Origin of the sequence: Dyella sp. 2YAF14 (genome assembly GCF_052114725.1) — a bacterium.
GTDB lineage: Bacteria > Pseudomonadota > Gammaproteobacteria > Xanthomonadales > Rhodanobacteraceae > Dyella.
The window spans coordinates 212,151-225,142 of the sequence record NZ_JBFRFH010000006.1 but is presented as its reverse complement, the minus strand read 5'-3'; the positions used below and the strand labels follow the sequence as shown (position 1 = coordinate 225,142).

Below are 12,992 nucleotides of genomic sequence, written 5' to 3'. Positions count from 1 at the left end.
ATCCCAACACGATGCTGCGGGCGTTATCAGGCCATTTTCTTTGGGTTACTTTCGACGCGAAGCTAGTCCCGTGGGATCTTTTGGGCCAGCAAAAGAAAAGTGACTCGGTCGGCGGCAGCCGATCGAAACGCCCGCCGCGTAGGCGGCACCCTGGCGGCAACGCGACAATCAGAAACCGAGGCTCTGGATCCCGGCCTGCGCCGGGATCACGAGCAAGTGATATCTGCGCCAGGATGAAGAGCGAAAGTCAGCGATGACCCAACGCCTCATCCAACACCCCCAACAACTCCTCATTCCGATCCAAACTCTGCTCCCAATACATCACCCCACCCAACCCCTTCGCCTTGACGAACGCCACCTTCGCCCGCAACGACTGCGGATCCTCATAAGTAACAAACGTGCGCGTCTTGGCGTTCCACAAATAAGGCGCCTGCGCCTTCGCATCCCAGTGCCGCACATAGCCGTTCTTGTCGATATAGCTGGCCACCAGCTCCTGCCACGAAGGACTGCCCGCGTACTTGGCGTACTTCTGCTGCAGACCATCGTGCGCCGGATCGACACCTGAGAACGCGCGCCCATAGAACGCCGCGCCAAGATTGAGCTTCTTCGCCGGCACACCCGCCGCAAGGAACTGCGCCACCGCCTTGTCACCCGCACGATCGTCCGCCGGAGCCACATCGGCCAGATGCAGCCCCGCGTGATGCCCGGTGGTCGGCGTCAGGCTGTTGTGGAAGTCGTAAGTCATCAGGTTGATCCAGTCGAGCGAACGCGACACACGCTCCAGCTCGATGCCCGCCACGAATTCGCCGTCGGCGGCGGCGATAGTCAGCAGGTAGTGACGCCCCTGGTGCGCCGCGCCCAGCTTGTCGAGACGGGCACGCAGCGCTTCCAGCAAAAGGCTGAAATTGCGCTTGTCCTCAGGGCGATGGCTGATGCCGGGACCCGCCAGCGTGGGATATTCCCAGTCCAGATCCACGCCATCCACATCGTATTTCTCGATGAAGGCGGCCACGCTGTCGGCCATGCGCTGGCGCGTGTCGGCTGCCAAAGCCACATCGGAGAAATAGTCCGCGCCCCAGCCGCCTACGGAGACGATGATCTTGAGGTTGGGATTGATCTTGCGCAGACCGGTGAAGGTCGCCAGCGTCTGGCCTGCGACGGGGCTGGGAAATTGCACATCCCCTTTGACGTCCACCTTCGCAAACGCATAGTTGATGACGTCGAGCTTCTGCGCACTCACCGGCGGCAACGGCTGGGAATCGGAGACATAGCCGACGATGCGGTAATCTGCCGCAGGGGGTGCGGCCTGCGCGTGGGCCCCGCTCCAGGCGACGCCCAAGGCCATCGCCATCGTCAGCGCAGCCTTCAGGCCACAGCGATTTCCCGCATTTTCCAGCCTTCCTTTCATGCTCGGTCCTTTGCGTATGACGTTGCGCAGCGCAGGGGCGCGCCTGCACCTCCCCGCTACTGTGAAGTCTTGCACTGATTGGAATCAGTGGCTTGCGACATGTTGTCCGTTCGTGAACGCTACGACTATACTTCCGAGACTTTCACCATGTACCAGCCGGAATCGTGGGGACGATGCTGATGACTCGACTGCAACTGCTTGGCCTGACCGTGGCCGCAGCTCTTTTCGCCACTGCCAGCGTGCATGCCGAGGGTGATAAAGCTGCCGGACGCAAGTTGATCTATACGTGCAATGGCTGCCATGGCGTACCCGGTTACGCCAACGCGTATCCGAACTATCCGGTGCCGCGCATCGCCGGCCAGAACCAGCAATACATCATCAGTGCACTGCACGAATACAAGGCCGGCGAGCGCAAGCATCCGACCATGATGGCCCAGGCGCAGAGTCTGTCCGACCAGGACATCCAGGACATCGCCGCCTACCTGTCCAGCCTCGCCAAGTAAGCCAAGGACCCGAACGCATGCATCGTGCACTGACCCTGCTTTCCTTCGGCGCCGTCCTGGCGGTCGCTTCCACCCAGCTGCTGGCTGCCGGCAACATCGAAAACGGCAAGCAGAAGGCAGCTACCTGCTTCGCCTGCCACGGCACCGACGGCAACTCGATCGATCCGCAGTACCCGCGCCTGGCCGGCCAGTACAACATGTACCTGCAGCAGGCCCTCAACGAGTACAAGACCGGTCAGCGCGACAACGCCATCATGAAGGGTTTCGTGGCGCAGCTGTCGGACCAGGACATCCAGGACGTTGCCGCTTACTTCTCCAGCCTGCCGACCAAGCTCGATACGCTGCAAGGTCATATCCAGGGCGACAAGTAAGCCGCACTGCAATAGTGAAAAGGCCCGCATCGCGCGGGCCTTTTTTTTGGACGTCCAGACGGCTGTTGATCAGCTTAGCGCGGACTGGCCTTCCTTCTTGCTGTAGTACGGATTGCTGCCGCCACTATGATCGGTGGCGTCGCGCACTTCGGTGATTTCCGGCACGCGTTCGCGCAAGGTCTTTTCCACGCCGTGCTTGAGCGTGACGTCGACCATGCCGCAACCATGACAACCGCCGCCGAACTGCAGGATCACCACGCCGTTGGCGTTGACTTCCAGCAGGCTCACGCGGCCGCCGTGCGAGGCGATCTTGGGATTCACCTCGGCCTCGAGCACATAACGCACGCGCTCGATCAGGCCAGCTTCCTCGCCCGGGATCTCACCCTTGATGCGCGGCGCGCGGATATTGAGCTGGCCGCCGGTGGCGTTAGGCTCGAAATCGATACTCGCGCCTTCCAGCCAGGGAGCGCTGTCGCCCTCCACGTTGAAGTCGAAACCATCGCAGACGATGGTCCATTCCTGCCCGGTCAGCTCGTCGGGCTCGGCAAACTCCAGCTCGCAATTGGCCGCCGGCGTACCCGGGGCGGTCACGCGCAGGCGGATGCTCAGCCCTTCGATGCCCTGCTGCGAAAGCAGGCGCAGGAAGTGCCGTTGCGCGCGTTCTGAAATGTCGATCATGTCTACTCCAGCTGAAACACCGGCCTGGCCGGGAATACAGCACCATTTTAGTCCTATTTTGCGTCGCCTGCCCGGCTTTGACTTTTCCTGGCGTAGCTTCGACGCTTCGCACCTTTCTCTCACGACGGACGATTCGCCATGAACCGCAGCCAACTCGCCAGCCAGCACTGCACGCCGCGCAAGGGCAAGGAACACGCGCTGGACGCCGCCAAGCTCAAGGAACTGCTCGTCGCGCTGCCCGGCTGGAAAGTCACCGACGACGGCAAGGCCATCGTCAAGGATTTCAAGTTCCCTGACTTTCACCACACGCTCGGCTTCATCAATGCGGTTGGCTTCATGGCCAATCAAGAGGACCACCACCCGGATCTGGAAGCCGGCTACGGTCACTGCCAGCTGTTGTGGTCCACGCACGACGTCGGCGGCTTGTCGATGAACGACATCATTTGCGCGGCGCGCGTCGACGTTCTGCTCGAGCGTTGAACTCAGCGCACTCCACGCTGCGCCTGCTTCCCGTTGCGGGTTTCCTCGCAGCGGTAGCGGTGCTGCTGTGGTGCATGGCGGCGCTGTCCGGCTGGATCACGCGCGGCCAGTTGATTCACCAGGCCAGCCACGATGTCGCCACGCTGCGCGCTGGCAGGCCTCTATGGGAGTGGCGGCTGCGTCACCCCTCCGATCTGGTGGCGAGCCGCGTGTTCGGCGCGGCCGAGCTCGCCGCCACGCCCGACGGACTGGTGATCACCAGCCGCGACGGCACGCCGTTTGAAGTCGGCCTGCCGCTGGCCGGACCGATCGACCTCGCGCACTGGCCCGTGCTGCGCATCGACGTGCAGGGCAACCGCGAGGGCGTGCTGGACGTGAGCTATCAGCCGACTGAGTCGGGTACACCGTGCTCCGCCGATCGCGCCGCCATGATTTCGACCAAGACGGCCTCGTTGTCCATCGATCTGGCGAGGCAGGCGTGGCGGGCTATCGATGGCGCGCCCTGCGGCGCTCCGGACGTAGTGGCGTATCTGCTGCGGCTGCGGGTGACGATCCCGGCGGGAGCGACGCTCGCCCTGCATCGGGCCGCACTGGCCTCGCCCGAGCCCGTCTCGCTGCCGCCCAAGATCGACCGCCAGATGGCCGACATCCGCTTGCTCGGCTCCGAATCCTCGGTCAACTGGACCCCCACACCCCAGCAACTGGCCAGCTACCGAACACCAATGGTCCGATTGCCGGAAGGCGCTACCGCGGAAGCCATGCTGTTGTGGCGGGACCGGGTGCGCCAGTACTGGCCGGCCGCCATCATTCTTCCCTTCGGGCAGGCACTGCCGCGCGCAACATCGAACCATATGCCGACCTGGCTCGATGCCGGGGTGGCTGCGCTTTATCTCGCGTGGCTGGCCTGGCTGGCCATCCGGCAGCGTCCGGGCGTGGTGCGGCCATGGACCGAAGTGGCCGCGATCGCCTTCGGTCCACTTTGGCTCATCGCCGGATTGCGCTGGGGACCGGGAGCGTCCATCCCGGGCATCACCGCCTTTCTGGCGGCGCTGGTCTATGGCGGCCAGAGCGAATGGCGCCGACGGCCGGTGGAATGGGGCTGGCTCGGACGAAGCTGGTCCGATTGGATCTATCCCCTGCTGCCGCTGCCCGTCGCCCTGGCGCTGACCCTGGCTGACGGCCACCACCTGCTCCATCTGGATGTTCACCACATCCTGGCCTACCTCGCCTGGGCGCTGCTGCAGCAGTGGGCGATGCTCGCCCTGGTCCTGGGTCGGCTGGAACGGACCGGCCTGCCGCGCCCGGCCATCCTCCTGGTCACGGCGGCCTTGTTCGGCCTGCTGCACACCCCGAACGGCTCACTGATGCAGCTGTGCGTAGCGGCCGAGCTGTGGTGGGCGTGGAGTTTCATGCGCTCGCCGCGCCTGCTGCCCATCGCCGTCGCTCACGCCGCCAGCGCCTTACTTGTGGAAAGTGGGCTTACCGGTCATCTCTTGCGTTCGCTCGAGGTGAGCGCGCGCTTTTTCCAGTAGACGACGGATCTTGTTGCCCTTCACCGCCAGAACGTCGAGGAAATCCTTCAGATCGTCGGGCATCGGAGCTGAAAAGCTGTAAGAACGGCCATCCAGCTCGAAACTCATGTGCGAGGCGTGCAGGAACAGCCGATTGAGGCCGAGCTCCTTCATGCCCTTGTTGATCTCTTTGTCGCCGTACTTCGGGTCGCCCGCCAGCGGGTGGCCGATATGGGCAGCATGGACGCGAATCTGGTGGGTGCGGCCCGTGCCCAGGGTTGCCTGCATCAGACGACCGCCTGGGTACTGCTCCATTTCCTGGAAGAAGGTGAGCGACGGCTTGCCGTTGTCGGACACCCTCACCATACGCTCGCCGCCCTGCAGTATCGACTTGAGCAGCGGCGCATTCACGCTGAACTTCGCTTTGTTCGGATGGCCGACCATCAGGCAGAGGTACTGCTTGACCACCGAGCCGTCGCGAATGGCCGCCTGCAAGCCGGTCAGCCCGGCGCGGGTCTTGGCGAACACCAGCACGCCGCTGGTATCACGATCGAGACGATGGACCAGCTCGACATGCTCGGTGGGACGGGCTGCCCGCAACAGCTCGATGGCGCCATGGCTGACTCCGCTGCCGCCGTGACTGGCGATGCCGCTGGGCTTGTCGATGGCAATAAAATGCTTGTCTTCGAAGATGATCGAATCAGTGATGGCTGAGACCATGCCCGCCGCTGGGCCCTTGGTCTCGACCTTTTCGGCCACCCGCACGGGCGGAATTCGCAGCATATCGCCCGCCACGAGACGCGTATCGGGCTTGGCGCGCTTACCGTTCACACGCACCTGTCCGGTGCGCAGAATGCGGTAAATCATGCTCTTTGGTACCCCCTTGAGCAGCGTCATGAGCGCATTGTCGATGCGCTGACCGTCCCGCTCGGGGCCGATCTCAACTTGACGCACACCGTGAGGTGCGTCGGGGGAAGTTACCGTCTGCATTGAATAAAACCTGCCGAAATAGGATACTCGGGCGGCGTTTGGTCTTGCCCCGCCGAAGTTCGGATAGGGGCGGGACACCCACCCCGTGACGTCGGCGAGGATAGCGCCGGTCGCCTCTTTGGCAGCCGGTTGCTGCTCCCTTACATCGTAACGGTTCGGGTTGTCGTTTGTCCGGTTTCCTAGGGAACCCGGGGCGGCTGGCGCGACCTAAGAATCATCCCGGCACCGAGAACGATGCCGTCATTTGCCGCTTAACCGCAGCGGCGCGATCCCCGGCAGGCCGCCGAAGTGACTGGCGCCACCGAGGCACGCGACGCGCGGCAAGCCGAGGAAAAATTACAATGAAACGTATGTTGATCAACGCAACTCAGCGTGAAGAGTTGCGTGTGGCCATCGTCGATGGCCAGACCCTTTACGATCTCGATATCGAAATCCCGTCCCGCGAACAGAAAAAGGCCAATATCTACAAGGGCCGCATCACTCGTGTGGAACCGTCCCTGGAAGCCTGCTTCGTCGACTACGGCGCCGAACGCCACGGCTTCCTGCCGCTGAAGGAAGTCGCCCGCGAGTACTTCACGCCGGGCCTGGACCCCAACAAGGCCAATATCCGCGACCTCATCAAGGAAGGTCACGAAGTGGTCGTGCAGGTGGAGAAAGAGGAGCGTGGCAACAAGGGCGCAGCCCTGACCACCTTCATCAGCCTCGCCGGCCGTTACATGGTGCTGATGCCGAACAACCCCAAAGCGGGTGGCGTGTCGCGTCGCATCGAAGGCGAAGATCGCCAGGCACTGAAGGAAGCACTCGAGCACCTCAACGTCCCTGACGACGTGGGCCTGATCGTGCGCACCGCCGGCCTCGGCCGCGATGCCGAAGAGCTGCAGTGGGATCTCGATTACCTGCTTCAGCTGTGGAAGGCCATTTCCGGCGCCGCCCAGGCGCAGAAGGCCCCGTTCCTGATCTATCAGGAGTCGAAGCTGTTCATCCGCGCCCTGCGCGACTACCTGCGCAACGACATCGGCGAAATCCTCATCGACGAGGAATCGCTGTACAACGATGCGCGCGAGTTCATGCAGCAGGTGATGCCCAACGCCCTGCGCAAGCTCAAGATGTACCGCGACGAGACTCCGCTGTTCTCGCGCTACCAGATCGAAACCCAGATCGAGAGCGTGTTCGACCGCCAGGTCCGCCTGCCCTCCGGCGGCTCGATCGTGGTCGACCAGACCGAAGCCCTGACCGCCATCGACATCAACTCGTCGAAGGCCACCAAGGGCAGCGACATCGAAGAAACCGCGTTCAACACCAACCTGGAAGCGGCGGTGGAAATCGCCCGCCAGCTGCGCATCCGCGATGCCGGCGGCCTGATCGTGATCGACTTCATCGACATGGACAGCCCCAAGCACCAGCGCGAAGTGGAAGAGCGTCTCAAGGACGCCCTGAAGCTGGACCGCGCCCGCGTGCAGATCGGCCGCATCTCGCGCTTCGGCCTGCTGGAGATGTCCCGCCAGCGCCTGCGTCCGTCGCTGGGCGAAGCCACCCAGATCGTGTGCCCGCGTTGCGAAGGCCATGGCCATATCCGCGGCGTCGAGTCGCTGGCCCTGTCCACGCTGCGTCTGATCGAAGAGCACGCCATGAAGGACAACACCGGCCAGGTGCTGGTGCAGGCTCCGCCGACCGTGGCCAACTTCATGCTCAACGAAAAGCGCGCCAGCGTGGTTGAGATCGAGCTGCGCAACAAAGTGCACGTAGTCATCGTGGCCGACGACAAGCTCGAGACGCCGCATATCGAAATCCAGCGCATCCGCGAAGCTGACATGGGCGAGCACAGCAAGCCCAGCTACGAGCGCCTCACCGCGGTCGAAGCGTCCGCCGTGCCGAAGATGGGCCAGGCCCTGGGCAGCAGCGAGCAGCCCGCCGTCAGCGGCATCGTGCCGTCGTCGCCGGCTCCCGTGCGCGAAGAAAGCGCTGCCGAACCTGTCGCGCAGGCACCGGCGGCACGCCAGCCGGCTGCCGCACCCGCCCCCGCCGGCGGCGTGATCTCGCGCCTGCTCGGCTGGTTCCGCGGCACGGCTGCACCGGCCGCGCCGGCGCCGGCCGTCAAGGCCGAACCGGCAGGCTCCAACCGCAACAATAACCGTCGCGACGAGCGCGCTCGCCCGGCCCAGGGCGGCCAGCCGCAGGGCAACCGCCAGCAGCAGCAGCGCCGCGAACAGCCGCAGCAGGGTCAGAAGGGCCAGCAGCAGGCCAAGGGCGGCCGCCAGCAGCCCAAGCAGGAGCGTCCGCCGCAGGCCCAGCAGCAGCCCAAGCAGGATCGCCAGCCGCAGCAGCCCAAAGGCGAAGGCCAGCAGGCGGCTCAGGGCGAGCGCAAGCAGCAACAGCCGCGTCAGGAACAGCAGCCGCGCCAGCCGCGTCAGCCGCAGGGTCAGGGCCAGCAGGCTCAGCCCGCGGCGACGGCAGCCGCCGCCGCACCGGCAGCCAGCCATGCGCTGGCAGAACGCCCCGCCAACGCTGCGGACGCCGAGCTGATCAAGAACCAGAATCTGGTGGCACCGGGCGAAACCACGGGCGAAGCTGTGGCCGCGGATACGGCTCCGGCCGTCGCGGGCGCCGCGGAGGCCGAGGGCGGCCAGTCGCGCCGTCGTCGCGGTCGTCGCGGTGGCCGTCGTCGTCGCCGTCATGAAGACGCCACGCAGACCGGCGCTCAGGCCGCGGAATCGGCCGATGGCCAGGATTTCGATGACCTCGACGATGAAGACCGGTCCGAGGCAGCAAGCGCTGCCGCTCCCACTGCGACCTCGGCCCCGGCCCCGGCCCCGGTTGCACAGGTGACCGCGGCGGTGGTCAGCACTGCCGCGGCCGTGGTGCATGCGACTCGTGAGGAATCGCCGGCCGCTACGTCCGACGTGGCGTCCATCAAGTCCGAAGAAGCCGCTCCCGTAGCCGCAGCGCCGGCACCGGTGCACGCGCCCGAGCAGGTGATCAGCGCCGTGGCGCCCACCTCGTTCAATCTGCCGACGCTGCCGCCAATTCCGGCTGCCGAAGCGGTGGTGGAATACGTCGCCGAGCATGTGCAGGTCGAAGCGCCCGCCTTCCGCGAAGCGTCGAACGCCACGCCGGCGCACGAAGAACCCGTGATGGCAACGGCCGCTCCGGTGTTCGAAGCCGCGACGCACAGCCCGATCACCGACGTCCCTGCGAGCACCACGCACGCCGTGGAACCGGTGGTCACCCCGGTTGCCGTCGAGGCCACGCCGATCGAAGCCACCACCACCATCGACTTCCGCGCTCATCTCGATGTGTCGCCGAAGATCGAGCCGGTGTCGGCGCCGATCAGTCACGCTGCCGTTGCCGAGCCTGCCGCTCCCGCGGTGGCCGAGCACAACGAGGTAGCGGTCAAGGCCGAGCACCTGGTTGAGCCCGAAGCGACGCCAGTGGCGTCGCCTGCACAGGGCGATCTGCTGGCGCATGCCGCACTGTCGCAGCCGCAGGCCGTCGAGCCCGCAGCGCCGCATGCGGTTAGCGAAGAAACGGCAGACGACGTCAAGAAGGACGCCTCCTCGCACGGTTGAGGACGCGTCTAGTCGATAAAAAAGAAGCCGGACGAATGTCCGGCTTTTTTTATGCCTGCCCTGCGAGAAGATCAGCCGCCAGGCTGGTTGTTGCCCACCTGGTTGTTGTGGGTATCGAGCAGGCCGTGGATCGTCATCAGATGCGCCAGGCTGATCACATGATCCACCTGCAGCTTTTCCATCAGGCGCTGCTTATAGGTGGATACGGTCTTGGGACTGAGATTGAGCTGCTCGCCGATCATGGTCAGGGCTTTGCCACGGACCAGCATCATGGCCACCTCGAGCTCACGGCTGGACAAGGCATCGAACGGAGAACCTTCCCCGTCCAACGTCGCCAGCGCCAGCTGCTGCGCCACCGCCGGGGCCAGATAGCGTCGACCGGACGCGACCTGACGCACCGCGTCGAGCAGCTCGTCGGACGTGCAACCCTTGGTGAGATAACCCAGCGCGCCGGCATCGAGCAAGCGCTTGGGAAAGCGTGCGTCATCAACCACGGTGACGATGATGATGTGGGTGGCCAGCTTGGAGCGCGATACGCGCTCGGTCAGCTCGATGCCGCTCATGCCGGGCATATGGACATCCACCAGGGCGATATCCGGCGCCTTTGCGCGGATCAGTCTCAACCCTTCTTCGGCAGTTCCCGCTTCGCCGCAGATCTGAATATCCGGCTGCTGCTGCAGGATCATCCTGAATCCCGTGCGCACCAGCTCGTGATCGTCAATTAAAACTACCTTGATCACCAGTCTCCCTCCTTGGGTTTGTCCTAACGACCATAGGCCGCCACCTGGGTTAATGCAAGCAGCTGAACTACTTAAAAAACAGATCCGCAATAAGGGCCTACCGACGTGAAGGGCATTGCCTTACATGTCTCATCGCCAGCACGCCGACGAGCTCATTCGACACCGGTTGACCAGTTCCGTAAGGCCACCGCGTCAAGGTCGAAATCCTCGACCATCACGGTCATCTCGTGGCCATCCTCATCAGTCCACTGCTGTTCGCCGACGCGACGAGCCACCCCATGGATGACCGCACCCTGCTCAATCCTGCCGGCACTCTTGCACTGGCCCACGACAAAGCCTTCGGGCAATTGCGCCGCAACGCGATCCTCAAAAGGGCCGAGAAGTCTGATGCCGCTCATGACATCCCTCGATAGTGCGAATCGCAGCGGTGATCGTGCGAATGGTGCCGGACCCGGGATCGACAAGTCAGTGGGTTAGCCACTTCCCAGCCTTCGTTCCGGAAGTTACTCCCAAAGTTACTCACAAACCCGCCATGTACCCAGGCCTGAGTCGTCGTGGGGCTGTCGATGGTATCCGTCTCGGACGCGGTCGACTACACCGCAAGTAGTAAGGATTCGCACTGCCCTGCCGACCTATATTCGAGAAGAGCAGATGCGAGACCGGGCAACCCGGTTACAGGGGAAAACTCACGAAACAGTTCGTTGCGGTCCCATTGCTGGACGGTCTTGCTTTTGCGGCGTTCGCGCTGCCGACCACTACCCTAGCCAGGGGTAGCCATAGAAGTGGCCTTTCACCCAATACCGTATACGTCAGAAGCCACTAGGGGAATTGGTGATGCCCAAGAAATATCTTGCACCATTGGTTGCGGCTGCGCTCCTGGCAGCGTGTGTATCAATGCCGCCCGTGACGATTCGTGAACGTGTGCCGACAGGCAGTGATATTGCCGTGGTGATGTTTAGGGACTGCGCAATCACTGGCCAGGAGGATTGCGACGGCTCAGGCCTTAGCGCCGGCGCGATATTCGCTCGAGTACTTGCGCAACAGCCGGGCATGAAGGCCATGCCCCTAAGTCGGCCAATCGGGCCGAAGGTCCAACTCGACGATGAACAAGCCGTGGCCTATGCGAAGGCCAAGGGCTTTCAGTACGTCGTCAATGGTGAGGTAGTGGACTACTACCGAGTTGCTCCCTTTACCTTCCGGACAGAGCGGGCGGGAGTGTCAGTACGCGTGCTCAGAACGTCTGACGGTCAAATGATGGCCTTCTTCAGCGACCGAACCAACTCAGGGAGCAATCTGACGACGCCAGACGCTCTCATCGAGGACATGGCACAGCACGTCGCTGCATCTCTTTAGGGTGACGTAGATGCTCGTTCGTGCTTCGTCGGACGCCCCAGTCCCTGTTACTCGCTGTTCTCAGTGACCAAGCCCCTTTGCTAATAATTGCTACTTTGGTGCGCGGCCAAAACTGGGCATCCTGCTATTTGACTCTATTTTAGAAAAGCCAGCGGCGGCTCCGTGCTTCCCAGTCAGGGAGATAGCATCAGGCGATGCAGCCAGTTGACATAGTTTGGTAGGCTCCGAACACATAAAAATCAGGCCCATCAAGTAGCCAGCCATGCCATTGCAGCCTCCGCTAACTTTCGTTCGAAATATGCTTCCCTTGAAGGCTGTCCTGCTTCATATCCAGCGCGCAGACGGAAATGTTGTCGCGCATGCAAGCGGCTTTCTGAGGCGCTCCGGTGGCAAGGTGTATCTATACACTTGCTGGCATGCAGTGACTGGCTACGACAAGCACAATCTAAAAGTAGGCCATAACCTGCCAAATCGCACGAGCGTACTAGTGGATATGCAAGACGCCCGTCAGAGACAGGAGGGAATCGTTTCAATCGGCGGGTTGCAAACGGTCTCCATTCCCCTTTACGAGCCAGGTTTATCTCCTCCGGCTCCGCGATGGTTTCAGGACGACCAACACATTCCAAATGGCGACCTAAACGCGATCAATCTTTTTGTTCCCTTTTGGCATGACGTCATCCGGCTAGAGGTACCCGAGGAAGTCAGGTACGTGGACGTACAGGTAGTAGAAGAAAGCGACGTCATCCCAACCGGGCAAATGCTGGAGGTCGGTGACAAGCTGTATGTTGTCGGTTATCCGTATGGGTACAGTGCTGGCGGCTCGGGCCAACCCACTCCTATCGTGCTAACGCGGTTTGTCGCCGCAACGAGGGCCTTTGGTCGGACGAGAGAAATACTGATGGAGTCTTCTGGCGCAAGCGTAATGTCTGGCGGGCCAGTGTTCGTTGAAAAGCCAACCGGGATTCATCTCATCGGCCTATACACAGGCCTCATCTATCCAGAGAATGCCGGCCACATTTCTCCCGAGAGTACTCCCAACTATGCAACTGCTTTGGGGACAGTTTGCGACCTGTCAATTCATCTCAACGGACACTTGCAGTTCGTTCGGAATCCGAACTCTCCCGTCCAAATAGGCCCGTAGTCTCGACGATAGCTCGCGGGCCTAACGCTTACGTCAGGATGCAAACTCGTTCAGTCCGATGGCACGTCGCGCTCACGCGTGGTCTGCCCCCTGCACTTCCAATCGGGGACTGCTATTCGTCCCAACACCCATATTGGGAAGCATCTCCACCATGTCTTTCGCCGCCACCTGAGCGCGCCACGGCGTTAGCCAGTCGCCCAAAGCATGTCGTTACCGCACGCGCCGAGCGCGAATGAATCCCTGACTGTTCA

General features: G+C 62.8%; 11 protein-coding genes. 6 read left to right on the top strand and 5 right to left on the bottom strand.

The window, feature by feature from the left end:
• Window positions 1–247 precede the first annotated feature (247 nt).
• The gene (locus tag AB4Y82_RS12210; RefSeq protein ID WP_441605651.1) at window positions 248–1,408 is read right to left on the bottom strand and encodes a glycoside hydrolase family 18 protein; all 1,161 of its coding nucleotides are present in this window, start codon (window positions 1,406–1,408) and stop codon (window positions 248–250) included.
• Between the two features lie 179 nt (window positions 1,409–1,587).
• Between AB4Y82_RS12210 and AB4Y82_RS12205 the strand changes: the two genes are divergently transcribed.
• Both AB4Y82_RS12205 and AB4Y82_RS12200 read left to right on the top strand, forming a co-directional pair.
• Window positions 1,588–1,911, top strand: coding sequence for a c-type cytochrome (locus AB4Y82_RS12205; RefSeq protein WP_046971176.1), 324 nt, complete (start codon window positions 1,588–1,590; stop codon window positions 1,909–1,911).
• 17 nt (window positions 1,912–1,928) lie between these two features.
• Window positions 1,929–2,282, top strand: a complete 354-nt coding sequence (locus AB4Y82_RS12200; protein WP_441605652.1) for a c-type cytochrome — start codon at window positions 1,929–1,931, stop codon at window positions 2,280–2,282.
• Window positions 2,283–2,351: 69 nt separating this feature from the next.
• Here AB4Y82_RS12200 and AB4Y82_RS12195 read toward each other — a convergent pair whose 3' ends face one another.
• Window positions 2,352–2,960 carry an NfuA family Fe-S biogenesis protein gene (locus tag AB4Y82_RS12195; protein WP_441605653.1) on the bottom strand — a complete coding sequence of 203 codons (609 nt, stop codon included), beginning with the start codon at window positions 2,958–2,960 and terminating at the stop codon, window positions 2,352–2,354.
• 138 nt (window positions 2,961–3,098) lie between these two features.
• On the opposite strand from AB4Y82_RS12195, the gene AB4Y82_RS12190 reads away from it, so the two are divergent.
• Entirely contained in the window at window positions 3,099–3,440 is a 342-nt protein-coding gene (locus AB4Y82_RS12190; RefSeq protein ID WP_441605654.1) for a 4a-hydroxytetrahydrobiopterin dehydratase, read from the top strand.
• Entirely contained in the window at window positions 3,437–4,972 is a 1,536-nt protein-coding gene (locus tag AB4Y82_RS12185; protein WP_441605655.1) for a CPBP family glutamic-type intramembrane protease, read from the top strand. The genes AB4Y82_RS12190 and AB4Y82_RS12185 overlap by 4 nt, the downstream gene beginning before the upstream one ends.
• Here the strand turns inward: AB4Y82_RS12185 and AB4Y82_RS12180 are convergent.
• A complete protein-coding gene (locus tag AB4Y82_RS12180) occupies window positions 4,901–5,941 on the bottom strand; it encodes an RluA family pseudouridine synthase (RefSeq protein ID WP_441605656.1) in 1,041 nt (346 codons plus the stop codon). The genes AB4Y82_RS12185 and AB4Y82_RS12180 overlap by 72 nt on opposite strands.
• A 341-nt stretch (window positions 5,942–6,282) precedes the next feature.
• Here AB4Y82_RS12180 and AB4Y82_RS12175 point away from each other — a divergent pair, with 341 nt between their 5' ends.
• Window positions 6,283–9,507: an Rne/Rng family ribonuclease gene (locus AB4Y82_RS12175; protein ID WP_441611302.1), complete on the top strand. Its 3,225-nt coding sequence runs from the start codon at window positions 6,283–6,285 to the stop codon at window positions 9,505–9,507.
• Window positions 9,508–9,578: 71 nt separating this feature from the next.
• Here AB4Y82_RS12175 and AB4Y82_RS12170 read toward each other — a convergent pair whose 3' ends face one another.
• Together AB4Y82_RS12170 and AB4Y82_RS12165 are read right to left on the bottom strand one after the other, a co-directional pair.
• The gene (locus AB4Y82_RS12170; protein WP_441605658.1) at window positions 9,579–10,247 is read right to left on the bottom strand and encodes a response regulator; all 669 of its coding nucleotides are present in this window, start codon (window positions 10,245–10,247) and stop codon (window positions 9,579–9,581) included.
• A gap of 152 nt (window positions 10,248–10,399) precedes the next feature.
• The gene (locus AB4Y82_RS12165) at window positions 10,400–10,645 is read right to left on the bottom strand and encodes a hypothetical protein (protein WP_441605659.1); all 246 of its coding nucleotides are present in this window, start codon (window positions 10,643–10,645) and stop codon (window positions 10,400–10,402) included.
• A 436-nt stretch (window positions 10,646–11,081) separates the two neighbouring features.
• On the opposite strand from AB4Y82_RS12165, the gene AB4Y82_RS12160 reads away from it, so the two are divergent.
• The gene (locus tag AB4Y82_RS12160) at window positions 11,082–11,600 is read left to right on the top strand and encodes a hypothetical protein (RefSeq protein ID WP_441605660.1); all 519 of its coding nucleotides are present in this window, start codon (window positions 11,082–11,084) and stop codon (window positions 11,598–11,600) included.
• Window positions 11,601–12,992: the final 1,392 nt, after the last annotated feature.

What these genes read in the sequence shown, in the direction of transcription:
- AB4Y82_RS12190 (WP_441605654.1), top strand. Translation starts at nt 3,099, where the DNA reads ATGAACCGCAGCCAACTCGCCAGCCAGCACTGCACGCCGCGCAAGGGC.
- AB4Y82_RS12160 (WP_441605660.1), top strand. Translation starts at nt 11,082, where the DNA reads ATGCCCAAGAAATATCTTGCACCATTGGTTGCGGCTGCGCTCCTGGCA.
- AB4Y82_RS12180 (WP_441605656.1), bottom strand. Translation starts at nt 5,941, where the DNA reads ATGCAGACGGTAACTTCCCCCGACGCACCTCACGGTGTGCGTCAAGTT.
- AB4Y82_RS12195 (WP_441605653.1), bottom strand. Translation starts at nt 2,960, where the DNA reads ATGATCGACATTTCAGAACGCGCGCAACGGCACTTCCTGCGCCTGCTT.
- AB4Y82_RS12210 (WP_441605651.1), bottom strand. Translation starts at nt 1,408, where the DNA reads ATGAAAGGAAGGCTGGAAAATGCGGGAAATCGCTGTGGCCTGAAGGCT.
- AB4Y82_RS12205 (WP_046971176.1), top strand. Translation starts at nt 1,588, where the DNA reads ATGACTCGACTGCAACTGCTTGGCCTGACCGTGGCCGCAGCTCTTTTC.
- AB4Y82_RS12175 (WP_441611302.1), top strand. Translation starts at nt 6,283, where the DNA reads ATGAAACGTATGTTGATCAACGCAACTCAGCGTGAAGAGTTGCGTGTG.
- AB4Y82_RS12165 (WP_441605659.1), bottom strand. Translation starts at nt 10,645, where the DNA reads ATGAGCGGCATCAGACTTCTCGGCCCTTTTGAGGATCGCGTTGCGGCG.
- AB4Y82_RS12200 (WP_441605652.1), top strand. Translation starts at nt 1,929, where the DNA reads ATGCATCGTGCACTGACCCTGCTTTCCTTCGGCGCCGTCCTGGCGGTC.